Consider the following 23,980-nt stretch of genomic DNA (forward strand, 5'->3'; position numbering starts at 1 on the left):
GTGCGGCAGGACCTGTTGTTCGATCGTCCCACCTACCGGCCGGTACAAGGTAACCAGCTACAAATTTCGGAAAGACACTTCCACCATACGAGATAGATCAGGTGTGGGGAAGCGTGGCCCCCTACGAAAAAGGTCCGCGCCCCTCGGTATCCGAGGAGCGCGGACCTGTACGAACGACTGAGACACCGACCCGCCATGCTCGCCTCGCGGCAAGTGGTCGCTCTAAGCGACGAAGGTTGGGCCCGGGGGCTTGGATCGAGCCGGTGTCGTACCCAGGCTAACAAAGGATCGCCGGAAGCGATCCCCCTCCGGGGAGTTGACCTGCTCTCACCACGCGTGTGGCCGCGGGCCATCCGGTCGTACGGAGCCCTGGGCGGGCCGGGACCCCCGTGGTGAACCGCCCCCGCGGCCCCGCACCGTCCGGCGCTACGGCCTCAACAGGGCGGGCACGCCGTCCGCGTCGGGCTCGTCACGGACGCCACCGACCACCGTCAGCTGCTGCGTCGCGCGGGTCAGGGCCACATACAGCACCCGCAGGCCCGCCGGGGACTCTTCCGCGATCTCCGCCGGCGAGACGACCACCGTGGCGTCGTACTCCAGGCCCTTGGCCTCCAGGCTGCCGAGCGCCACCGCCCGCTCCCCCAGGTCCGCGAGCCAGCCCGCGGCCTCCTGGCGCCGGTCCATGGCCACGACCACGCCGACCGTGCCGTCGACCTGCTCCAGCAGCCGCCGGGTCTCCTCCCGGACCGTCGCGCCCAGCTCGCCGTCGGCGGCCGTGAAACGGGGCTCCAGGCCGGTGGAACGGACCGCCGTCGGCGGTTCCATGCCCGGCATCGCGAGCCGCAGCACCCGGGCCGCGACCTCCGCGACCTCCGCCGGGTTGCGGTAGTTCACCGTCAGGGTGAACCGCCGGCGCGGCCGGGACCCCAGGGCCTCGTCACGGGCCTCGGCCGCCTCGTCCGGGTCCGTCCACGAAGACTGGGCCGGGTCGCCGACCACCGTCCACGTGCCGTGCCGGCCGCGGCGGCCCACCATCCGCCACTGCATCGGCGTCAGGTCCTGCGCCTCGTCCACGATCACGTGCGCGTACTCGGTGCGCTCCGCCGCGATCCGCTCGGCGCGCTCCCACTGGGTCTCCTCGCGGGTCGGCATCAGCTCCTCCAACCCGCTGAACTGATCGAGCGGGTCGAGCTGCCGCTTGCGCTTGGGCCGTGCCGGCGCGCCGAGCAGCAGCTGGAGCTCGTCCAGCAGCGCCACGTCGTGCACCGACAGCGGACCCTTGCCGTCCGGGCCCACCCGGCGCAGCGAGCGGGCCAGCTGGCGGGTCTCGCGCGGGTTGAGGACCCGCCGCGACCAGCGGCCGAGCCTGCGCTCGTCGGCCATCGCGGCGAGCACCCCGCGCGGGGTCAGCTCGGGCCACCAGGCGTTCAGGAAGTCGATGAACGCGTCCTCGGTGGAGATGTCCTCGTCGAACGCGGAGCGCAGCTCGGCGGCGAGTTCCGGGTCGCTGTGCCGGCCGGCCCCGCCGGACCTCGCGTACAGGGCGTCGAGCAGCAGTTTGCGGGCGCGCGGGCGCAGCAGGTTCACCGGCGCGGTGCCGCTGAGCACGTTCTGCCGGATCCGGTTCAGCTCGTCGGCCTCCAGCTCCTGGCGGCGGCCGAAGGCCACGACCCGCAGCCGCTCGGGCGCGTCACCGAGTTCCAGTGCGCCCCGTACGGCCTTGTGGAGCACCTTGCGCATGCGCGAGGAGCCCTTGACGCGGGCCACGGCCGGTTCGTCGTACGTCGTCGCCTCGGCGCCGTCGACCAGCGAGCCGAGCGCCCGGATGGCGACCTGGCCCTCCTCGCCGAGCGAGGGCAGCACGCCCTCGGTGTACGCGACGAGCAGCGGGGTCGGCGAGACGATCAGGATGCCGCCGGAGTAGCGGCGCCGGTCCTGGTAGAGCAGGTAGGCGGCGCGGTGCAGGGCGACGGCGGTCTTGCCGGTGCCGGGGCCGCCCGCGACCTCGGCGACCGAGGCGGCGGGGGCCCGGATCACCATGTCCTGCTCGGCCTGGATGGAGGAGACGATGTCCCGCATCGAGTGCGTACGGGCCCGCCCGAGCGCGGCCATCAGGGCGCCGTCGCCGATGGCGGGCAGCTCCCGGCCGTCGAGGGAGGCGGTGATCTCGGGGCGCATCAGGTCGTCCTCGACGCCGAGCACCTTGCGGCCCTTGGAGCGGATGACGCGGCGCCGTACGACCCGGCCGGGGTCCTTGGGCGTGGACCGGTAGAACGGCGCGGCCGCCGGCGCCCGCCAGTCGATGACCAGCGGCGCGTAGTCGGCGTCGAGCACGCCGATGCGCCCGATGTGGAGCGTCTCGGCGATGTCGGCGGTGAGGTCCTCGCGGATCGCCTCGTCGGCCGGCTCGACGGAGGTGTACGCGCCGTCGGGGCCGCGCTCCCCGTCCTTGCCGAGGACCAGGTCGATCCGGCCGAAGAGGAAGTCCTCGAACTCGTTGTTCAGCCGGTTCAGGTGGATGCCCGCCCGGAAGACCTGTGCGTCGCGTTCGGCGAGCGCGCCGGGCGTGCCGACCTGGCCTCGCTTGGCCGCGTCGTTCATCAGGAACTCGGCCTCGTCGATCTTCTCTTCGAGGCGGCGGTACACCTGGTCCAGATGCGTCTGCTCGACCGCGATCTCCCGATCGCGGACGGAATCCGCCGTGTTGTCGACAGCGGCATTCTGCGCGGCCACCAAGGCCCCCTTCTGACGTGCATGGGCGACCGTCAACCGTACGCGAATCCGCACCGTGTCCGCACGCCCGTTCCGGTGACCGGGCGAAGATCACTACCCGGGGCGGGCCGCGAGGAGCCTGCGGCGGTGCCGGGCGACCCGCTCACGGTTGCCGCACAGCTCGCTGGAGCACCAGCGGCGCCGGTGGCCGCGCGAAGTGTCCAGGTAGATGCGGGTGCAGCCGTCCCCTTCGCAGGACCGCAGCAGGGCCCGCTCACCGGGATCGGTGAGCAGTTCCACGGCGTCCCGGGCGACGACGGCCAGCAGCGCACCGCACTCCACACCGCCGCACAACTCCCGTACGAGGTGACCCTCTTGGTCCTGTACGGCACACAGTCCCGGGGGTGGACCGGCGGCCAGCGCGTTGACCCGGGCCAGCGCGCCCCCGTCCGGACCGGTCCCGACGAGCTCGGCCCGTACGAGGCTGCCCACGTCGCGGCGCAGCGCCCGGAAGGCCTCCACCCAGTCGGGGCCCACCCGGGCGATCGGCGTCCGGTCGGGCACGAGCCCGGCTCCGGCGAGCCACAGCCGCAGCTCGTCGCCGTCCCGGATCTCCTCGGCGCCCGCGGGGGCGGCGAAGGTGGCCACCAGGTCCAGGCAGACCCGCCCGGAGTCGAACCACATGCCCGTCACCGCCTCTTTGCCTAGGGGCGTGCCTTTCAGAGTGCCGCGCGGCGCCTCGATGCGGAACCCCCCGTACGGGGGCTGCGGTCGGGCTAGAGGGGCGGGTCGTCGTGGAGGAGGCGTTGGAAGAGGCGGTGGTCGCGCCAGGCGCCGTCGATGTGCAGGTAGCCGGGGGCGAGCCCGTACTGCTCGAACCCGGCCTTCGCCAGGACGCGCTGCGAGGCCAGGTTGTCGACCAGGGTCCCGGCCTCGACGCGGTGCAGCCCGAGCTCGTCGCGGGCGATCCGGCAGACTTCCGTCAGGGCGGCGGTGGCCAGCCCCCTGCCGGTCCAGGCCTGGTCGACCCAGTAGCCGACGCCGCCGCTGCGGAACGGGCCGAGGGCGATGCTGCCGAGGTTGATCATCCCGATGGGCGTGCCCGTACCGGCCTCGACGAGCACGTAGGGGGCGAGGCGCCCCCCGTCGCGCTCGGTGAGCAGCGCCGCGATGCGGGCGGCCTGCCCCTCCTTGGTGAAGAACACCTCGGACCGCCACGGCTCGAAGGGCGCCATGTACGCCCGGTTCCGCGTCAGCGTGTCGGCCAGCCCGGCGGCGTCCCCGACCTCGACGCCCCGCATCTCCACCCCGTCAATGATCACCAGAGCACGCTAACCAACCCCGCCGGCCACATCCAGCCCCCGCGCGTCCCACCCCGCCCGCCACGTCCACCGCGCGCACACCCAGCCCCGCCGGCGTTCGAGGCGCAGGGTCCGGGACGGACGGAGCCCCGGCAACGGCGCCGCACCCGACCGACCCGCCCGCACCGGACCCGGCCCGGCCCGGCACGGCAGGCACGGCAGGCACGGCAGGCACGGACGCCGATGGGGCGGGCCCCATCGGCGGCCGAGCGGACGGGCCCCGCTCAGCCGGCGGAGCCGTTACCGCATTCGCCCGCGTCCAGCGCCAACCGGTACCCCCGCTTCACCACCGTCTGGATGAGGTTCGGAACCGCCAGCGCCCCCCGCAGCCGCGCCATCGCCGTCTCGACGGCGTGCTCGTCCCGCCCCGCCCCCGGCAGCACCCGCAGCAGCTCCGACCGCGCCACCACCCATCCGGGCCTGCGCGCCAGTGCCCGCAGCAGGGCCATCCCGGCCGGCGGCACGGGCCGCAGCTCCTCGTCCACGAGCACCGCGTGCCCCCGGATCTCCACCCGGTGTCCCGCCACGGGCAGCACCCGGGCCCGTCCCGGCAGTTCCTGGCACAGCAGCTGTACCAGCGGTCCCAGCCGGAACCGCTCGGGCTGCACGGTGTCCACCCCGGCCGCCTGCAGCGGCAGCGCCGTCACCGGTCCCACGCACGCCGACAGCACGTCCCCCCGAAGCCCCTCCAGCACCGCCTCCCGCACCCCCCTCTGCTCCGCCCGGGTCAGCAGCGAGGCCGCCGCCGGGGCGGAGGTGAAGCTCACCGCGTCGACCGCGCCGACGGCCACCGCGTCCAGCAGCCGGTCCAGCGGCCCGAGGTCCTCAGGGGCCATCCACCGGTACACGGGGACCACGACCACCTCGGCCCCGCCGGCCCGCAGCGCCTCGACGAACCCGGGCAGGGGTTCCCCGTGCAGCTGGAGCGCGATGCGCCGCCCGGCGACCCCGGCAGCGAGCATCCGGTCGAGCACCTCGGCGAGGGACTCCGAGTCCGGGGACCAGGTCTCCACGAGCCCGGCGGCCCGGACGGCGCCCTTGACCTTCGGCCCGCGCGCCAGCAGTTCGGCGGCCCGCAGCCGTGCCAGCAGCTCCTCGCCGATCCCCCATCCGTCGGCGGCTTCGATCCATCCGCGGAATCCGATGGCGGTGGTGGCGACGACCGTGTCGGGCGCGCAGTGGATCAGGTCCTTGGTGGCGGCGAGGAGTTCGCTGTCGTCGGCCAGCGGCACGATCCGCAGGGCCGGGGCGTGCAGGACGGTGGCGCCCCGCCGGCGCAGCAGGGCGATCAGCTCGTCCGCGCGCCGGGCTGCGGTGACCCCCACGGTGAATCCCGCCAGCGGGCCCGCCGTCGGCTTGGCGGGTCCGTCGGGGGTGTGCGTGTCGTCCATGGTGACCTGCCTTGCCCAGTGGGTCGGTATCGCATCGCGCCATCACGTGTCACGCGAACGGGACCGAGCCTGTCAAGTCGGCGTGTCAGGCTCGGTTCCGTCGTATTTCGTGTCCGTAAACCGCCGTTACACCGAGGTGAGCTGCGGCTTCGCTTCGGACCCGGCTGCCGGGAGCACCGCGGGGGCCGGCCGGCGAAGGTATACCGCCCACGTCACCGCGCAGCACGCCGCGTAGAAGCCGAGGAAGGTGACGAAGGCGGCCGTCCCGGATCCGGAGGTCGAGAACGCCTCCCGGAAGGCCAGGTTGATGCCGAGTCCGCCGAGGGCGCCGATCGCGCCGATGAGTCCCATGGCGGCCCCGGACAGCCGGCGCCCGTACGCGGCGGCGGCTTCGCCGCCCATGCCCCGGGCCAGTGCCTTGGCCTGGAAGATGCCGGGGATCATCTTGTACGTGGAGCCGTTGCCGAGCCCGCTCAGCGCGAACAGGGCCACGAAACCGGTGAGGAAGACGGGCAGCGACTCCCGGCCCGAGGCGTAGATGACGACGCCGGTCGCGGCGGCCATGGCCACGAAGGTCGCGAGGGTGATCCGCGCACCGCCGAACCGGTCCGCGAGGGCGCCGCCGACGGGCCGGATCAGCGAGCCGAGGAGCGGCCCGACGAAGGTGAGCGAGGCCGCCTGGAGCGGGGTGCGGCCGAACTGGGTCTGGAGTACGAGCCCGAAGGCGAAGCTGTAGCCGATGAAGGACCCGAACGTGCCGATGTAGAGGAAGGCCATGATCCAGGTGTGGGCCTCGCGGACCGCCTCGCGGACGGCCCCGGTGTCGCTCCGTACGGGCGCCAGGTTGTCCATGCGTAGCAGGGCCAGCGCGGCCGCGGCCACGACCAGCGGCAGGTAGATCCCCAGCAGCAGCCTGGGGTGCCCGGCCCCGGCGGTCCCGATGACGAGCAGGGCGACGAGCTGCACGACGGGCACGCCGATGTTGCCGCCGCCGGCGTTCAGGCCGAGCGCCCACCCCTTCTTGCGCAGGGGGAAGAAGGCGTTGATGTTGGTCATGGAGGAGGCGAAGTTCCCGCCGCCCACGCCCGTCAGCGCGGCCACGGCCAGGAAGACGGGGTACGGGGTTCCCGGCTCCATGACGACCAGGGCGGCCGTGGTGGGCGCGAGCAGCAGCAGGGCGCTGACGACGGTCCAGTTGCGTCCGCCGAAGCGGGCGACGGCGAAGGTGTACGGCACCCGGACGAGGGCGCCGACGAAGGTGGCGGTCCCGATGAGGAAGAACTTCCCGGCCGGGTCGATCCCGTACGCGGGGCCCATGAAGAGGACCATCACCGACCACAGGGACCAGATGGAGAACCCGACGTGCTCGCTGAGCACGGAGTAGAGCAGGTTCCGGCGGGCGATGCGCTCCCCGCCCTCCTTCCAGAACGTCTCGTCCTCGGGTTCCCACCGCTCGATCCAGCGGCCCCCCTTGCGCGGTGCGGTCGTACTGGTCATCACACGCCTCCACAGCTGTCGCGTCCGTGGTGACGACGGTAGGAACGGCGCGTTTCGGCCCCGGTCCCCGCCGGATGACCGGTGGGAAACCTTGCACTCACCCGCTGCCGGGGGCTCCTGTGAGCGCGGCGGGCCGCCAGCTCGCCGGGGGCACGTCCAGCCAGCCGCACTCGGCGGCGGTCGCGGCCGCCGCCCGGTGCAGGGCGTCGAGTCCGGGGTGGTCGAAGCCCTTGCGCCACACCATCGACAGCGGGGACAGCGGCACCGGGTCGACCAGGGGCCGCTTCACGCTGCCGGGCAGGTCGAGGAAGTCCACCGTCACCAGCACCGGATTGCGGGTCTTGGCCATGACCCGGCGGAACTCGTCCTTCCCGACGGCCACGGGCGCGGGCGGCGCCAGGGCGATCCCGCGTCCGGCGAACAGCTCGCGGGCGAGCCCGGTCCACTCCAGGGTCCGCGGGTTGCCGGCCCCGGCGTACACGGTCTCCCCGGCCAGCGCGTCCAGGGGTACGGCTGCCAGCGCGGCCAGCGGATGGCCTTCGGGCAGCAGCACGGCGAGCGGCTCGTTGCGCACCGGCCGGTGCGCGAGGCGGCCCCGCAGCGCCGGGTCCAGGCCGTGCGCGTATCCGAAGGACACGTCCAGGCGCCCGGCGGCGACCTCGGCGGCGGCGTGCGTCAGCCCGCTCTCGAAGCGGGCCATCAGCTCGCAGTCCGGGGCGAGTTCCCGGGCCCGCTCCAGCACCGTGCGGGCGGTGCTGGGCCCGTCGGTGTTCAGGTCGACGAGGAGCGCCCGCGGGCCGGCGAAGGCGGCGGCGAGGGCCTCGTGCGCGGCCAGCACCCGGCGGGCCAGGGGCAGCAGCCGCTCCCCGTCGGCGGTCAGCTCGACGGCGCGGGTCGTACGGACGAACAGCCCTGCTCCCAGGGCTGCTTCGAGGCGTCGTACGTCCCGGCTCAGCGCCTGCTGGGCGACGTACAGGCGGGCGGCGGCTCGGGTGAAGTGCAGTTCCTCGGCCACGGCGACGAACCCGCGCAGCAGCCGGGGTTCCACATCACGGGGATTCACCCGAGCAGACTAACAACGGGGACGCGTGAATGGCTCCGGAACAGGTGTTGGACGCCCGGGCACCGGGAGCCGGAGCCTTGGACCATGCCGCAGACCACCTCCGCCCCGCTGATGACCGTGACCGGCTCCACCCTCGTCTTCGCCCCCGCTCCGCGCCGGCGGACGGCCCGCGTGCCGGGCCCGTACGCGCGCCTGTTCGCCCTGCCCGGCACGCGCGCCTTCACCGCCGGAAACCTCATCGCCCGCCTCCCCATGGGCATGTTCGGCATCAGCGCAGTGATGATGATCGCGGGCCAGCGCGGCTCGTACGCCCTCGCCGGCGCGGTCACCGCCACCGGGCTGGCCGCCACCGCGCTGGTGGCGCCGTGGACCGCCCGCCTGGTCGACCGGTACGGCCAGGCCCGGATCGCCGTCCCCGCGACGCTGATCGCGGTGCTCGGCTCGGTGGGGCTGATCCTCTGCGTCCGTGCGCAGGCCCCGGCCTGGACCCTGTTCGCCTGCTACGCCGCCACCGCGACCACCCCCAACATCGGCGGCATGTCCCGGGCCCGCTGGACGCACCTGCTGCGCGGCGCCCCCGCCGCGCACCACACGGCGATGTCGTTCGAGCAGGCCGCCGACGAGCTCTGTTACATGTGCGGCCCGGTGGTGGCGGCGTTCCTCTGCTCGGCCGTCTTCCCGGAGGCGGGCACCCTCACGGCGGCCGCACTGCTCCTCACCGGCATGCTGCTGTTCACGTCCCAACGCGCCACGGAGCCCCCGGTGTCGGCGCCCCGGCACGGCACCTCCCCGTTCCGCGCGGTGTTGCCCCTCCTGGCGCTCTTCCTCCCGCTGGGCGTGCTGTTCGGCTCGATGGAGGTCACCTCGATCGCCCACCTCGACGCGCAGGGCCTGGGCGCCGCCACCGGGCTGGTCCTGGCCCTCCAGGCGGCGGGCTCCTGCGCGGCGGGCCTGCTCTACGGCGCCCTGCGCCCGCGCAGCCTGCGGACCTGCCTGCTCGCACTGTCCCTCGCGATGACCCTCCCCTGGGCGGCCGCCGCAACCGGCTCGCTCGCCCTCCTGGCCCTCGCCCTGCTCCTGGCGGGCATGGCCACGGCTCCGACGATGGTCACGGCGATGTCCGGCATCCATGCGGCCACCCCGCAGGGCCGCCTCAACGAGGGCATGACCCTGGCGGTCACCGCCATCTTCGCGGGCATCTCCCTGGGCTCGGCCACGGCGGGCTCCCTGGTGGACCACCTGGGCCCCACCACCCCCTACGCCCTCCCGGCCGCGGCAGCCCTCCTGGCCCTCCTCGTGGGCAGCATCCGCCGCCCCACGCCCGTAGCGTAGATCCGGCCCCTGGCAGGAGGCGGTCGGTCCACCTGTCGTGGCCGTCGGCCACCGCCGCGAGACCCACCGCATCCTCTAGCCGCCCCGCAGACATGACGAAGGCCCCGCTGCCTGACGGCCGCGGGGCCTTCGCCCACATGGGATGAGTGGAGATGGCGGGAATCGAACCCGCGTCCAACGGTGCAGAAGCAGGGCTTCTCCGAGCGCAGTCCGCTGCGCTTTTCTCGGCCCCGGAGATCACACGGACAAGTCTCCGACGGGCTCAGTCACTGTTTGGTTTCCCTCCAACCCCCGTGACCGGGGCTAGAGGTTTAGATCCCTAATTGACGCCAGGATCCGGACCGGGACCACTTCCGGGCTGACGCTCCTCACAGAGGCTTCAGCTCACTGTTATTAGGCAGCGAGGGTGAAGCGGGAGTTATCGCTCTTGGAGTTGGCGATTATTTTTTGCGACATGTGGTTAGCGAGATCATTGCCGCTTCCTCGGCTCGCTTCCCCTGCATCGACATCCGCTGTCGAAACCGATCATCCCCATGTTTTGTTTACAAGCTGCTCCGACCCCGAAGGGGCGGTGCTGACGCCATGGTACGCGAAGTGGACCACGGGATGCCAGGAGATTACAGCTGACCTCGCTCCTTGCGCTTCACGGCCGAGATCACCCGGTTCGTCTCGCGCGTGTCCTGCTTCTCGCGCAGCGCCTGGCGCTTGTCGTACTCCTTCTTGCCCTTCGCCAGCGCGATCTCGACCTTCGCCCGGCCGTCCTTGAAGTACAGCGAGAGCGGCACGATCGTGTTGCCCGTCTCGCCGGTCTTCGAGTCCAGCTTGTCGATCTCCTCGCGGTGCAGCAGGAGCTTGCGCTTGCGGCGGGCGCTGTGGTTGGTCCAGGTGCCCTGGCTGTACTCCGGCACGTGCACGTTGTAGAGCCAGGCCTCGCCGCTCTCCACCGACACGAACCCGTCCACCAGCGAGGCCCGGCCCTGGCGCAGGGACTTGACCTCGGTACCCGTGAGCACGAGGCCGCACTCGTAGGTGTCGATGATCGTGTAGTCGTGCCGCGCCTTCTTGTTCTGGGCGATCAGCTTGCGCCCTTTTTCCTTAGCCATAGTGCAGTCATTTTCGCACTACGACCCCACCCCGAGGCCACCCAATACCGCTCGCGCCCGTTCCTCGACGCCGTCGCCCGCCGCCAGGTCCGGGGTGATGCCGTTGCCGTCGAGGCTGCGGCCCGCCGGGGTGCGGTACGTGCCGACCGTCAGCTCCGCCACCGAGCCGTCCGGGAGTTGCGTCGGCATCTGCACCGAGCCCTTGCCGAAGGTCCGCGTGCCCACCGCCACCGCGCGCCCGCGGTCCTGCAGGGCGCCCGTCACCAGCTCCGCCGCGCTCATCGTGCCGCCGTCGACCAGCGCCACCAGGGGTCTGGCGGTGTCCCCGCCCGGGCCGGCGTACAGGGCGCGCTGGTCGCCCCGTACGTCGTACGTGGCGACCAGGCCGCCGTCCAGGAACGCGGAGGCGGCCGTCACGGCCTCGGTGACCAGGCCGCCCGGATTGCCGCGCAGATCCAGCATGAAGCCGGCGCCGGGCGGGGCCGCGCGGACGGCGGCCCGGACCTGTTCGCCCGAGCCGCGGGTGAAGGAGGCGACCTTGATGAGGGTGATCCCGCCCGGGAGTTCCCGCACGGTCACGGGCTCGGTGTGCAGCTGCTCGCGGCGGAGGGTCTCGGTGAGGTCGGCACCGTCGCGGGTGAGGTGCAGGACGACGGGGGTACCGGCGTCGCCGCGCAGCAGGGCGACGACTTCGCCGACGGGCATACCGGTGACGGCTTGGCCGTCGATGCTCAGCAGGCGGTCCCCGGCCCGCAGGCCGGCGCGGGCGGCGGGGCTGTCGGGCTGGACCTTGTCGACGTCGATGTGGCCGTCCCGGCGGCGCTCGGTCCACAGGCCGACGCCGGTCCAGCGGCCGTCGAGGTCGTCGGTGAAGGCGGCGTACTCGCCCCGGTCGTAGACCATGCCCCAGCGGTCGCCGCTGCGGCTGACCTCCTCCTGGGCGGCCTTCTTCCCGGACTTTCCCTCGGCGGCGGCCTCGGCGGCGGCGCGGGCCACGGCCTCGCGGTCCGCGGTGCCCGGCTCCCGGGGCGCCTCGGGTACGGCCGCGGGGTGCTGCGTACCGGCGGCCGTTAACCCGCCGCCGGCGGCGTCGGCCCGGTCCCAGCAGCCGGTGCCCGCCGCGGTGCCCACGGCGGCGATGAAGGCCAACGTCAAAACGGCCCCGCGACGCAGGTCGCGGGGCCGGAGACAGAAGGCGGGCAGACCCGGCATGGCGCCGAGTCTAGGACAAGCCCCGTGGAGGAACGGCGGGTTGAGCGGACCTCACACGGGGCGCTTGTCACACCTTCAGGTACTTGCGCAATGCGACGAACGCGGCCAGCGAAGGCATCAGCACCCCGATGACCAGCACCAACGGCAGCTTGGCCAGGACGGAGTCCCAGCCGATGAAGTTGATCAGCTCCATCTTGCTGCGCAGCGCGGCTCCGTGGTCAATGACGAAGTACTGGCCGGCGCCGAGCATGCCGCAGGCGAACACCGCGCCGATGAGGCCCGCGAAGGCGGCCTCCATGATGAACGGGACCTGGATGTAGAAGCTCGACGCGCCGACGAGCCGCATGATCCCCGTCTCCCGCCTACGGCTGAAGGCGGAGACGCGCACGGTGTTGACGATCAGCAGCAGGGCCACGATCAGCATGATCAACATGATGCCGAGGGCGGCCATGTTGAGGTAGCCGAGCATCGTGAAGAGGTTGTCCAGCTCCTGGTGCTGGTCTTCCACCGACTGCACGCCGTCGCGGCCCGCGAAGGCCGTGGTGATGACCTGGTACTTCTCGGGCTGCTTGAGCTTCACCCGGAAGGATTCGGGCATCTGGTCCGGGGTGACCACCGTGGCGAGCGCGGTGTGCCCGAAGCGCTCCTTGTAGTGCGTGTAGGCCTCGTCGGAGGACTCGTAGTGGACCGTCTCGACGAGGTCCATCTTCTTCAGGTCGGTCTCGATCTGCTGCTTCTGATCGGGAGTGACCGCGCCCTTGGCGCAGGCCTTGCTCCCGCCCTCGGCGTTGTCCTCGGCGTCGCTCTTGTTGCAGAGGTAGATCGAGACGTTGACCTTGTCGTACCAGTAGCCCTTCATCTCGCTCACCTGGTCGCGCATGAGCAGGGAGCCCCCGAACAGGGCCAGCGACAGGGCCACGGAGATGATGACCGCGAAGGTCATGGTGAGATTGCGGCGGAGACCGACGCCGATCTCCGACATGACGAACTGGGCGCGCATGACGTCTCAAGGGCCTTTCAGTGCTGGTAGCCGTAGACGCCGCGCGACTGGTCGCGCACGAGTCGGCCCTGTTCGAGTTCGATGACGCGCTTGCGCATCTGGTCCACGATCTGCTGGTCGTGGGTGGCCATGATCACGGTGGTGCCGGTCCGGTTGATCCGGTCCAGCAGCTTCATGATGCCGACCGAGGTCTGCGGGTCGAGGTTGCCGGTGGGCTCGTCCGCGATCAGGAGGGCCGGCCGGTTGACGAAGGCGCGGGCGATGGCCACGCGCTGCTGCTCACCGCCGGAGAGCTCGCCGGGCATGCGGTCCTCCTTGCCGCCGAGGCCCACGAGCTCCAGGACCTGCGGGACGGCCTTGCGGATCTCGCCCCGGGGCTTGCCGATGACCTCCTGGGCGAAGGCGACGTTCTCGGCCACGGTCTTGTTGGGGAGGAGACGGAAGTCCTGGAACACGGTCCCCAGCTGGCGGCGCATCTGCGGCACCTTCCAGTTGGAGAGCTTGGCGAGGTCCTTGCCGAGGACGTGGACCTGGCCGTGGCTCGCCCGTTCCTCGCGCAGGACGAGCCGCAGGAAGGTGGACTTGCCGGAGCCGGAGGAGCCGACCAGGAAGACGAACTCGCCCTTCGCGATGTCCAGCGAGACATCTCTGAGTGCGGGGCGGTTCTGCTTCGGGTAGGACTTGGAGACGTTGTCGAATCGGATCACGGGTGCACCACGGTCGCCGGGAGTAGGTGTGCGTGACCATACGCGAACGGGCGGGGGGTGGGGGCCCCGCGTCCGGAGTTGCCCGATATATCCCCTGGTCCGGGGGGTACGGTGCACGATTGCCCGGACGGGCCGCGCCGAATGTCGCTGGAGCTGGCACAGTGGTAGGGGAACGTAGTCGTTCCTTCAAGCGTTGTTCAAGGGGACGGAAGGAGGAGAGCGCATGACTTACGACCGGCTCGTGTGCGCGAACTGCGCCGCGCCCGTCAGCCAGGGCCGCTGCCCGGTGTGCCGGGCGAACCGGGAGCGCCTCCAGCAGGAGGGCCCCTTCGCCGGCCTGAATCCCATGGCGCTCATCGTGCTCCTGGTGGTCCTGGTGGCAGCCCTGGCCCTGGTGGCCCAGCAGACGGCGTAGCCTCTCACGTCCCGATCACGGCATCTCGATCACGGCGTCCGATCAGGGCGTTCCGATGACGGCGTCCATGCGGAGGAAAGCGAAGGCCCGGACACCTGCGGTGTCCGGGCCTTCGTACGTGCTCTGCGCGTTACGCGGTCTGCTCCTGCTGCTTGCGCCAGCGGATCCCGGCCTCCAGGAAGCCGTCGATCTCACCGTCGAGGACCGCCTGCGGGTTGCCGACCTCGAACTCCGTCCGCAGGTCCTTGACCATCTGGTACGGGTGCAGGACGTAGGACCGCATCTGGTTGCCCCAGGAGCTGCCACCGTCCTTGAGGGCGTCCATCCTGGCCTGCTCCTCCTGGCGGCGCCGCTCCAGCAGCTTGGCCTGGAGGACGTTCATGGCGCTGGCCTTGTTCTGGATCTGCGAGCGCTCGTTCTGGCAGGAGACGACGATGCCGGTCGGGAGGTGCGTGATGCGCACCGCCGAGTCGGTCGTGTTGACGCCCTGGCCTCCGGGGCCGGAGGCGCGGTACACGTCGACGCGCAGCTCGGTCTCGTCGATCTCGACGTGGTCGCTGGTCTCGACGACCGGCAGCACCTCGACGCCCGCGAAGGAGGTCTGGCGGCGGCCCTGGTTGTCGAAGGGCGAGATGCGCACGAGGCGGTGGGTGCCCTGCTCGACCGAGAGCGTGCCGTAGGCGTACGGGGCCTTGACGACGAAGGTGGTCGACTTGATGCCGGCCTCTTCCGCGTACGAGGTCTCGTAGATCTCGGTGGCATAGCCGTGCCGTTCGGCCCAGCGCAGGTACATGCGCTGGAGGCGCTCGGCGAAGTCGGAGGCGTCGACGCCGCCGGCCTCGGCGCGGATGTTGACCAGCGCCTCGCGCTCGGCGTACTCGCCGGAGAGCAGGGTGCGGACCTCCATCTCGTCCAACGCCTTGCGGACGGAGACCAGCTCGGTCTCGGCCTCGGCGAGGGTGTCCGCGTCGTCCATCTCCTGGGCGAGGTCGAACAGCACCGCGAGGTCGTCGATGCGGCCGCGCAGGGTCTCGGTCTTGCGGACCTCGGCCTGGAGGTGCGAAAGCTTGCTCGTGATCTTCTGGGCGGCCTCCGGGTCGTCCCACAGGGACGGCGCGGCGGCCTGCTCCTCAAGCACGGCGATATCTGCCCTCAGCTTGTCGAGGTCCAGGACGGCCTCGATCGACCCCATGGTCGAGGAGAGGGACTTCAGCTCTTCGGAAACATCGACGACTGCCACGGGTCCAGCGTAGCCGGTCCGCGGGCGGCGCTGTCCGGGCAGGCCGGATCACCCGTTCTGATGACCGGGGGAACGGGCGTACGCTCACGGTATGACTCTCCTCCTCGTCAAGCGCCGCCATGTGGACCACATGCGTGTCACGACGACGAGCTGTCTGCCGCCGGACCATCCCCAAGCCTGATCCACCCCGATCCGACTTGGTCCTGTACGCGGCCCAAGCGGCTCCGGCGCCATCCCTGCCGGCGGCCCTCCCCACCCGCTGCCCCGACACCTCTGGGGAACAGGACCCCGTGACATCCGAAACGGAGCCGTCATGCCGTCCGCGCACACCCTCCCTGTCATCGACCTCTCCCAGGCCGACGATCCGACCCTGCGGGCCGATTTCCTGAAGGAGCTGCACGCGGCAGCCCGGGACACCGGTTTCCTGCACCTCACCGGACACGGCATCACCGATGCGGAGACCGCTCGCATCCTTGAGCTGACCAGGGCCTTCTTCGCCCTGCCGGAGGCCGACCGGCTCTCCGTGAGCAATCTGAACTCGCCGCACTTCCGCGGCTACACCCGCATCGGCCACGAGCTGACCGGCGGCGCCTCCGACTGGCGCGACCAGCTGGACGTCGGCGCCGAGCGCCCGGCGCCGGTGGTGGGGCCCGACGACCCGCCGTACCTGTGGCTGGAGGGCCCGAACCAGTGGCCGCAGGCCCTGCCGGACCTGCGGCCGGTGGTGCTGGAGTGGCAGTCCCGGCTGGCCGCGGTGGCCCACCGCCTGCTGCAGGAGCTGCTGGCCTCGATCGGCGCCCCCTCCGACTTCTTCGACGCGGCGTTCGCGGATCGGCCGCACCTGCACACGAAGCTGATCCGCTACCCGGGCTCCGCCCCGTCCGGCGCCGACCAGGGGGTCGGGGCCCACAAGGACTACGGGTTCCTGACGCTGCTGCTCCAGGACTCGGTGGGCGGCCTCCAGGTGCGCCAGGGCGACGGGTTCCTGGACATCCCGCCGATGCCGGGGGCGTTCGTGGTCAACCTGGGCGAGCTGCTGGAGATCGCGACGGAGGGCTACCTGGTGGCGACGGACCACCGCGTGGTCAGCCCGCCGGGGGCGGTGGAGCGGTACTCGGTGCCGTTCTTCTACAACCCGCGGCTGGACGCGGTGGTGGAGACGGTTCCCGGCGAGTACCTGCGCTCCGCGCCCGGGGTGGCCCACGACGCGTCGAACCCGCTGCACGCCGAGTACGGGCGCAACGAGCTCAAGGGCTGGACCCGGGCCCACCCGGCGGTGGCCCGCCGCTGGCACCCGGAACTGATCGCCGCCGGCGCATAGCCCCGCCAGAACCCACACGCGCTCCCACCCCGGCCCGGGCCCCGGCCGCCAACGGCTGCCGCTGCCGCTGCCGCTGCACCGAGGGCGGGTAGCCGACGCACGCTCCGCCGGAGGCGGGGGGCCGGCGTTCAACCCCCCGCGGCACCGGTTCGACTTCGCCGGGGGCGGGGGCCAGCGTTCAGTCCCCGATGGCTACGGGTTCGGCTTCGCCGGGGGCGAGGAGCCGACGCACGCTCCGCCAGGGGCGAGGGCCGGCGTTCAGTCCCCCACGGCTACGGGTTCGGCCTCGCCGGGGGCGAGGAGCCGACGCGCACTTCGCCAGGGGCAGGGGGCCGGCGTTCAGTCCCCGCGGCTACGGGTTCGGCCTCGCCAGGACCGAGCGCCCGGCTCCCGGCCCGGCCCCCGCAGGGCGCGTCCGGAGCCGGTCCGTGAACGGCGGACGGGGTCCCCAGCACCCGCCAACGGCTGCCGCTACGCCGAGGGCGAGGAGCCGACGCGCACTTCGCCAGGGTCGGCGGGGCCGGCATTCGGTCCCCCGTGGCTAACGGTTCGGCTTCGTCGGGGCCGAGTGTTTGCCGTTCTGGGGCGGCTGCGGCTCGTCGCCCGAGGAGGCGAGCCAGCCGCCCAGTCCGAGCGCGGCGGCCAGGGCGAGCGCCGCCGCCGTCAGCGCGAGTCGGCGCCTGCGGACGGTGTCCGCCCGGTGGCGCGCCGAGCCCGGCCGGTGCCCGCCCGCGGGGCGCGGTACCCGGGCCGTGCCCAGCGCTCCCCCGGCCAGCTCGTCCGGCCCCGGCACCCGCATCGAGGTGTGCGTGTCCCGGTTCGAGTCCGTCGCGGAGCCCGGCACGAGCGGGACCACGCCCCGGCGGCGGACCGGGTCGGCTTCCAGCGGCTCCACCGAGGCGGGATCCAGTTCGGGCTCGTCCGGCTCGTCCACGTCCAGCGGCGGCATCCCGACCAGCAGCGGCAGCAGGTCGCGCAGCCGCGCCGACAGCTCAGAGGCCCGCAGCCGGGACGCCGGCGCCTTGGCCAGGCACTGCACGATCAGCTGCCACAGCTCGTCGGGGATGCCGGGCAGCGGGACCACGGTCTCCGTCACGTGCCGCCGCAGCACCGCGCCCGGGTGGCCCCCGCCGAACGGGGTGAACCCGGCCAGCAGCTCGTACAACACGGTGGCCAGGGCGTATATGTCGACGGCGGCCCGCGGCGGCAGGCCCTCCACGATCTCCGGCGCCAGATAGTCCGGCGTGCCGATGATCCGGGTCGTGGGGGCCGTGGCCCGACCGGTGGAGGCCCGCCGCGGCGAGTCGATCAGCTTGGCCACGCCGAAGTCGGTCAGCAGCGCCGGGTGCGAGCCGCCCGGCCCCAGTGGCCCCTGCATGTCCAGCAGGACGTTCTCGGGCTTCACGTCCCGGTGCACGACCCCGGCGGCGTGCGCGGCGGCCAGCGCGTCCGCGACGTCGGCGACGATCGCCACGGCCGCCTCGGGGGCGAGCCGGCGCTCCCGGTCGAGGCGCGTGCGCAGATCCGTACCGCGTACGAGGTCCATGACCAGGGCCAGGTCGTTGCCGTCGACGACGAGGTCGCGGACGGACACGATGTGGGGGTGGTCCAGGCCGAGCAGCGCGCTGCGCTCCTGGACGAAGCGTCCGACCAGCTCCTGGTCGGACGCGAGGTCCTCGCGCAGCAGTTTGACGGCGACGGGCCCGTCCGGCCCCTCGCCCAGCCACACCGTGCCCGCGCTGCCGCGCCCCAGGATCTGGTGCGCGGTGTACCGGCTGCCGATCTTCCGTGCCACGACTGCTCCCTCAGCGGCTGGCGTACGCACCAAAGCTACGCGGCCGGATGGGGGTTGGAGGACCCGGAACACGGCGACCTTCACTTCTGGGGGCGAAATCACGCCCCAGAAGTCGACAAATCTACGAAGTCGGCGCTACGGGGGCCCGGTTCAGGGCGTGCCGCCGCCCGTCCCGCTACCCGTGGAGTCCGCGAGCGCGCCGACCCAGTCGACGATCTCTGAGCCCCAGGTCCACAGCTGGTCCCACCAGCCCTTGCCGGTGCCGACCCACTCCTGGAGCGGGGTGAGCTCCCAGACCAGCCAGCCCGCCACCACGAACAGCAGGATCATGACCAGGCAGCCCTTGAGGCAGCCCAGGCCCGGGATCTTGATCGGGTTGGCGCTGCGGGGGCGCGGCTCGCGCGGCTCCCTGGGGGCGCGCGGCGGTGCCTGCGGGGGCTGCTGCTGCGGGGGTGCCTGCCGCTGCGGGGCCTGCCGCTGGGGGGGCTGGGGCGGCTGCTGGTACGGCGGCTGCTGCGGCTGCTGGTACTGCTGCGGCGCCGGCTGCTGCGGGTAGTACGGCTGCTGCGGAGGCTGCTGGTACGGCGGCTGCTGCTGGTACTGCTGCGGCGGCGGACCCTGGCGGTACTGCGGGGGCTGCTGCTGCGGCGGCGGGGGCGCCTGCCGCTGCGGGCGCCGGCGCAGGGGGTCCTCGCTCGGGTCGAGGTAGTGCATCTGCGTCTGCTCGTTGCGGTCGCGCGCGGCCTGCATCTGCGACTGCCACGGGTGCGGCTGGTCCGGCCGCTGCACCGGGGGCATGACCGAGGTCGGGTCCGCGCCGGGGCCGCCCGCGCTCGGCAGCACCGAGGTGGCGTCGGCCGCGCCGACCGGCGGGAACACGCTGGTCATGCCGTTCGGGTCGTAGCCGCCCATCGGCGCACCGGCGCGGCCTGGCAGCACCTGGGTGGGGTCGGCGCCGCCGCCGTCCGGGGTCGCGGGGACCGGCGCGGGCGAGGGGTCGGGCGCGAGCAGTGCGCCGACGCCGAGGGCGGCCTCCACCTCGGAGGGGGCGCTGTGCACGCCGATGCCGGAGGCGACCACGCGCAGGGCGCGGGCCAGGTTCTCGGCGCTGGGGCGCTCGTTCGGCTCCTTGCGCAGGCAGCGCTCGATGACGATCCAGAGCGGCTCGGGCACGTTCGGCGGGCGCTGCGGGTCCTCGCTGAGGTGGCGGTGCAGCACTTCGAGGGCGGTGCCGCCGGCGAACGGCGGGCGTCCGGTGACCAGTTCGTACAGCAGGATGCCGGCGCCGTAGATGTCGACGGCGGAGGTCTGCGGGCGGCCCTCGGCGGACTCGGGTGCGACGTAGGCGGGGGTGCCGACGAACTCGTGCGTGCGGGTCAGCCCCGGGGAGTCGGCGAGGCGGGCGATGCCGAAGTCGGTGAGCATCGGCTTCATCTGGCCGCCGCGCTCGTCGAGCAGGACGTTGGCCGGCTTCAGGTCGCGGTGGACCACGCCGTCGGCATGGCTGGCCGCGAGCGCGTCCGCGATCTGGGCGGTCAGCAGGCTCGCGGCCACGGGCGTGAAGGGGCCGTTCTGCCGGATGTACTTGTGCAGGTCCGGGCCGTCGATCAGGTCCATGACGAGGGCGAGGAGGTCGCCCTCGACGACGAGGTCGCGGGTGCGCACGATGTTGGGGTGCGTCAGGCGCAGCAGGACGGAGCGCTCCCGCAGGAACCGCATGACGATGTCCGCGTCCTGGGCCAGCTCCTCTTTGAGGACCTTGATGGCCACGGTCTCGCCGGGCTGCCCGGCGACGGCTGCCTCCGCGCCGGCGGTCTCCCGCTGGCGGGCACGCCAGACGGTGCCTGTGGCGCCGCGTCCGAGCGGCTCCTCAAGCAGGTACTTGCTGCCGACTGGCCGCACGTCTCGCGCTCCCTGCTGTCGTCCCTGCCGTGGTTCTTCAGGGTGGTGCTTTTTCCGGCCCACTCTAGGGGGTGTCCCTGGGGAAGACGCGGGGTGCCGGAGGTTGGTTGCCGCACATATGTACGAAGAGTGATGTTTGAGGGGTATGCCGGGGGCGTTTTCCCGCGACTTTTGGTCGACCCGTATGCCCCGACGTGTACGCGACACGCGCAGAGGTGTGATCATTCAAGATCATTTATTGCCGGGTGCCGGGCGTGTTGTCCGTGACAGGTGCGAGGATGCACCCGTACGGAACGGCCGGGACGGGAGCCCGCCTTCCGGCAGACCTGACCGGACGACGCGCCGTGCCGGGTGGGGGGTCGAGCGGGCGGGCACGCCCCGTCGCACCCCTGCCGGGCGCACGCACCGCGCACCGCGCAGAAGGGACCGCTGACGGCGATGCAGATCCGGCTGACCGTCCTTGGGTCGCGCAGCGGCCACCAGACCGCGCCCGCCGGCTGTGACGTGCTCGTCACCGCACCCGTGGGCACCGCCCTCGCCGCCGTGGCCTCCGGCCTCGCGGCGACCGTAGGCGGGCCCGACACCGGTGGCACGGTCGTGCTGTACGCAGGCAGGGAGCGGCTCGACCTCCAGCGGCGGGTGCTCGGGGAGCCGCCGCTCGTGGACGGGGCGGTGCTGGGGCTGCACGCCCCGGTGCCGGACGTCCTGCCGGACGGGACGGACGGGACGGACGGGGCGCAGCTGCACGTGGTGGCCGGACCGGACGCGGGCGGGGTGCACCTGCTGCACCCGGGGGCGATCCGGATCGGACGCTCGGCCGACGCGGACGTCCCGCTGGACGACCCGGACGTGTCACGGCTGCACTGCGCGGTGACGGTGATGCCGGACGGGCGGGTGGCCGTGGCCGACCTGGACTCGACGAACGGCACGACGGTGGACGGCGCGGCGGTGGGCCCGCAGCCGGTGGCGCTGGCACCGGGTGCGCTGCTCCGCATCGGCGAATCGACGCTCCGCCTGGCCCCGGACACGGCGTCCGCCCTTCCCGTCGTCCCGGATCTGGAGGGCCACCTCTCGCTGGCGGCGCCCGAGGCCCCCGGGGACTCCGCGGGCGCCGACCTGACCGGGCAGGTGCCCGTCACGGACCTGCCCCTCGGCACGCCCGGCACGGGCCGGTCCGACGCGAACGCGAGCGGCCGGCCCGGCCCGTCGTACGGGGCGCCTGGCGCGGGCCACGTGGCCGGACCGGGGACGGACCGCGACGCGGGCCGCGATGTCGGTCCGGGCCCGGAATCCGGCGCGGCTCGCCCCGGGTGGAGCGGCGCAGTCGGCCCCGGCCCCGACGCGGGCCGCAACGGCCGGACCGGCCCGGCCTACGGCACCTCCGGCGCAGGCCGGGGGGCCGGACCGGGCGAGGGCCGCCAGACCGGGCCGGGCACGGAGTCAGGTGCGGGCCGCGGGGCCGGGGCGGAGCACGGCGGCTCCGGCGCCGGGTGGACCGGTGCGGGCGGACCCGGCACGGGCCGGCCCGGCGCGTCGTACGGCGCCCCCGGCGCGGGCCACGACCTGCGCCCGGCGGCCGGACCGGGGACGGGTGCCGGCGCGGGCCGCGCGGCCGGGCCGGGCACAGGATCCGGCGCGGGCCGTGGCCCCGGGGCGGAGTCCGGCGCAGGCGGCTCGGCGGGACCGGGTTCGGAGCCCGGAGCCGGGCCGCGCGGGGTGCGGAAGCGGGGGTTCGGGGCCTGGGCGCGGAAGTGGGTGCGGGGGGAAGAGACCTCCGGGGCGGAGGGCGTGGCCGCGCCGGCCGCGGCCGCCGCGCCGGACGCCGATGATCCCGCCGCACTGTTGCTGGCCGCTCTCGGGCCGACCCGGCGGTTGTGGTCCCGACCCCGGGGCCGGCTCGACGTCGGCCTCGGGGCCGGCAGCCGGGTCGCGTTCCAGGACGTCGGCGCGCTCGGCATCGCCGGGCCGCGCGGACGGCTGACCGGGGTCGCCCGGTCCGTGGTCGCCCAGCTCGCCGCCCTCCACGGGCCCGGCGAGCTGGAGATCGTGCTGCTGGCCGCGGACCGCGCACGCGGCATCGCCGAGCGGCGAGCCGACTGGGGCTGGCTCGGCTGGCTGCCGCACGTGCGGCCCGCGCACGGGCAGGACTGCCGGCTGCTCCTGGCGTACGACCGGGACCAGGCCGGCGCCCGCACCGCCGAGCTGACCCGCCGCCTCGACGACAGTCCCCTCGGTACCCACTGGGCCGCCGCCGACCCCGACGACGTCCGCGAAGCCGCGTACGCCCACCAGGGCCCGTACACGCTCCTCGTTATCGACGGGGAGCCCGGCTCCGGTGCGCTGCGCGACCTCACCGGCCGCCTCGCCTCGCACGGGCCGGCCGCCGGGATCCACGTGCTCGTGCTCGCCGAGACGCCGGCCGCCACGCCCGCCTCCCCGCTCACCGAGACGTACGAGGCCGCCTGCGCGAGCAGCCCCGCCTTCCGGGACTGTGGCGCGATCGCCCTGCTCAGCGGTGATGTGGCCACGACCGTACGGACGTTCACGGTGACCGGCGGCAAGCCCTCACCGCCCGGAACCACCGCCACCGCCGACGCCGTCTCCGCGGCCTGGGCCGAGCGGTTCGCCCGCGCCCTGGCCCCGCTGCGCGCCGAGCCGTCCCCGGCCGGACCGCGGCCGGCCGTTGCCACCGCGCTCCCGAACACCGCTCGGCTGCTGGACGAGTTGGGGTTGGCCCGGGCCACCCCGGCTTCGCTGATGGCCCGTTGGGCCGCCGCCACGGACCAGGGGCAGGACGTCGGCGGGCGCGCCGAGCTCGTGCTCGGCAGCGGGCGGCGCGGGCCGGTCGGTGCCGAGCTGGTCCAGGACGGGCCGCACCTCCTCATCGAGGGACCCACCGGAAGCGGCCGTACGGAGCTGCTGCGGTCGGTGGCCGCGTCCCTGTCCGCGGCCGCCCGGCCCGACCGGCTGGGCCTGGTCCTGCTGGACGGGGCCGGCGGCGAGCGCGGTGACGGGCTCCAGCCGTGCACCGAGCTCCCGCACGTCGCGGCGCACCTCGTCGCCGCCGACCCGGTTCGCATGCGGGAGTTCGCCCAGGCCCTCGGCGCCGAGCTGAAGCGCCGCAGCGAGCTCCTGGACGGGGTCCCGTTCGCCGAGTGGCATTCTCGCCGCGCACTGTCCGACCGGATGGTCTCACCCCGTCAGCCGAGTCCCGGCGAACTGCTCGGCGATCTCGACCCGCAGCGCTCGGGCACGCTGCGGCTGCGTTCCGCCGCGCCGCGCACCGAACCCGCCGGGCCGGGCCCGCTGCCCCGCCTGGTGGTGCTGGTGGACGACTTCGACGCGCTGGTCGCGCCGGGACTGGGCAGTACGGGCCGCCCCGCCGCCGGATCCGTCGTACGGGCGCTGGACGCGGTGGCCCGCGACGGCGCCCGGCTCGGCGTGCACCTGGTGGCCACGAGCGCCCGCCCGGACCGTACGGCCGACAGCGAGCTGGCCCGTACGAACCCGCTCCGGATCGATCTGGACGCCCCGGACCAGCCGGGCCCGGGCCGGGGCCGGCTGCGGTACGCCGACGGGCGGACGGTCCCGTTCCAGGGCGGCCGGGTGACCGGCCGGATCCCGCGGACGGCGACGCAGCGGCCGACCGTGGTGCCGGTCGAGTGGGAGCGGATGGGCGATCCCCCGGCCCGCCGCCCCGTGCGCGAGCTGGGCAACGGCCCCACCGACCTGGCGCTGCTGGCGAGCGCTCTGGACCGGGCCTCGCACCTGGTCTCGGCGATACCCGTGCTGTTCCCGCCGGCTCCCTGAGCGGGCGGGAACTGCCCGCAGCGACACGCTGCGGCGCGGGCGAGGCGGTATTGCGGGGGTGCGCGGCTCGGCGTAGACCTTGTGGGACGAGTCACACCACGGGCATCCGGGGGCAGAGC

The 23,980-nt window shown here is 73.5% G+C and carries 17 protein-coding genes and 1 other RNA gene; 4 read left to right on the top strand and 14 right to left on the bottom strand.

The genetic code is table 11. The annotated features are described in order from the left end of the window. Positions 1–426: 426 nt before the first annotated feature. The 6 genes from OG974_RS17615 to OG974_RS17640 all read right to left on the bottom strand — a co-directional run bounded on the left by OG974_RS17615 (position 427) and on the right by OG974_RS17640 (position 8,024). Positions 427–2,733, bottom strand: a complete 2,307-nt coding sequence (locus tag OG974_RS17615; protein ID WP_371643687.1) for a UvrD-helicase domain-containing protein — start codon at positions 2,731–2,733, stop codon at positions 427–429. 93 nt (positions 2,734–2,826) lie between these two features. Then, positions 2,827–3,396: a CGNR zinc finger domain-containing protein gene (locus tag OG974_RS17620; RefSeq protein WP_327283656.1), complete on the bottom strand. Its 570-nt coding sequence runs from the start codon at positions 3,394–3,396 to the stop codon at positions 2,827–2,829. Between the two features lie 92 nt (positions 3,397–3,488). Then, a complete protein-coding gene (locus OG974_RS17625; RefSeq protein ID WP_371646843.1) occupies positions 3,489–4,013 on the bottom strand; it encodes a GNAT family N-acetyltransferase in 525 nt (174 codons plus the stop codon). A 284-nt stretch (positions 4,014–4,297) separates the two neighbouring features. Then, complete coding sequence (locus tag OG974_RS17630; protein ID WP_327283657.1) at positions 4,298–5,464, bottom strand: uroporphyrinogen-III synthase; 1,167 nt, start codon at positions 5,462–5,464, stop codon at positions 4,298–4,300. A gap of 126 nt (positions 5,465–5,590) precedes the next feature. Then, the gene (locus OG974_RS17635) at positions 5,591–6,961 is read right to left on the bottom strand and encodes a nitrate/nitrite transporter (RefSeq protein ID WP_327283658.1); all 1,371 of its coding nucleotides are present in this window, start codon (positions 6,959–6,961) and stop codon (positions 5,591–5,593) included. Between the two features lie 97 nt (positions 6,962–7,058). Continuing rightward, a complete protein-coding gene (locus tag OG974_RS17640; protein ID WP_371643691.1) occupies positions 7,059–8,024 on the bottom strand; it encodes a LysR family transcriptional regulator in 966 nt (321 codons plus the stop codon). 84 nt (positions 8,025–8,108) lie between these two features. On the opposite strand from OG974_RS17640, the gene OG974_RS17645 reads away from it, so the two are divergent. Further along, complete coding sequence (locus OG974_RS17645) at positions 8,109–9,356, top strand: MFS transporter (protein WP_327283660.1); 1,248 nt, start codon at positions 8,109–8,111, stop codon at positions 9,354–9,356. Between the two features lie 144 nt (positions 9,357–9,500). Here the strand turns inward: OG974_RS17645 and ssrA are convergent. From ssrA to ftsE, 5 genes are all read right to left on the bottom strand, one after another. Beyond that, positions 9,501–9,889: a transfer-messenger RNA gene (ssrA, locus tag OG974_RS17650) on the bottom strand. 84 nt (positions 9,890–9,973) lie between these two features. Beyond that, the gene (gene smpB / locus OG974_RS17655; protein ID WP_030161337.1) at positions 9,974–10,459 is read right to left on the bottom strand and encodes an SsrA-binding protein SmpB; all 486 of its coding nucleotides are present in this window, start codon (positions 10,457–10,459) and stop codon (positions 9,974–9,976) included. 18 nt (positions 10,460–10,477) lie between these two features. Next, positions 10,478–11,671, bottom strand: coding sequence for a S41 family peptidase (locus OG974_RS17660; RefSeq protein WP_327283661.1), 1,194 nt, complete (start codon positions 11,669–11,671; stop codon positions 10,478–10,480). A 67-nt stretch (positions 11,672–11,738) separates the two neighbouring features. Next, positions 11,739–12,671, bottom strand: a complete 933-nt coding sequence (ftsX, locus tag OG974_RS17665; RefSeq protein WP_327283662.1) for a permease-like cell division protein FtsX — start codon at positions 12,669–12,671, stop codon at positions 11,739–11,741. 17 nt (positions 12,672–12,688) lie between these two features. After that, positions 12,689–13,378: a cell division ATP-binding protein FtsE gene (gene ftsE, locus OG974_RS17670; RefSeq protein ID WP_030161344.1), complete on the bottom strand. Its 690-nt coding sequence runs from the start codon at positions 13,376–13,378 to the stop codon at positions 12,689–12,691. Between the two features lie 223 nt (positions 13,379–13,601). Between ftsE and OG974_RS17675 the strand changes: the two genes are divergently transcribed. Further along, a complete protein-coding gene (locus tag OG974_RS17675) occupies positions 13,602–13,793 on the top strand; it encodes a hypothetical protein (protein ID WP_054225180.1) in 192 nt (63 codons plus the stop codon). Between the two features lie 130 nt (positions 13,794–13,923). Here the strand turns inward: OG974_RS17675 and prfB are convergent, their stop codons facing one another. Then, on the bottom strand, positions 13,924–15,033 hold the full coding sequence (gene prfB / locus OG974_RS17680; RefSeq protein ID WP_327283663.1) for a peptide chain release factor 2: 1,110 nt from the start codon (positions 15,031–15,033) through the stop codon (positions 13,924–13,926). A gap of 313 nt (positions 15,034–15,346) precedes the next feature. Here prfB and OG974_RS17685 point away from each other — a divergent pair, with 313 nt between their 5' ends. Beyond that, positions 15,347–16,354, top strand: a complete 1,008-nt coding sequence (locus OG974_RS17685) for a 2-oxoglutarate and iron-dependent oxygenase domain-containing protein (RefSeq protein ID WP_327283664.1) — start codon at positions 15,347–15,349, stop codon at positions 16,352–16,354. 541 nt (positions 16,355–16,895) lie between these two features. On the opposite strand, the gene OG974_RS17690 is transcribed toward OG974_RS17685, so the two are convergent. Together OG974_RS17690 and OG974_RS17695 are read right to left on the bottom strand one after the other, a co-directional pair. Next, complete coding sequence (locus OG974_RS17690) at positions 16,896–18,149, bottom strand: serine/threonine-protein kinase (protein WP_327283665.1); 1,254 nt, start codon at positions 18,147–18,149, stop codon at positions 16,896–16,898. 150 nt (positions 18,150–18,299) lie between these two features. Continuing rightward, the gene (locus tag OG974_RS17695; protein ID WP_371643695.1) at positions 18,300–20,051 is read right to left on the bottom strand and encodes a protein kinase; all 1,752 of its coding nucleotides are present in this window, start codon (positions 20,049–20,051) and stop codon (positions 18,300–18,302) included. A 438-nt stretch (positions 20,052–20,489) separates the two neighbouring features. Between OG974_RS17695 and OG974_RS17700 the strand changes: the two genes are divergently transcribed. After that, the gene (locus OG974_RS17700; protein ID WP_371643697.1) at positions 20,490–23,861 is read left to right on the top strand and encodes an FHA domain-containing protein; all 3,372 of its coding nucleotides are present in this window, start codon (positions 20,490–20,492) and stop codon (positions 23,859–23,861) included. Positions 23,862–23,980: the final 119 nt, after the last annotated feature.

The organism is Streptomyces sp. NBC_00597 (genome assembly GCF_041431095.1).
GTDB lineage: Bacteria > Actinomycetota > Actinomycetes > Streptomycetales > Streptomycetaceae > Streptomyces.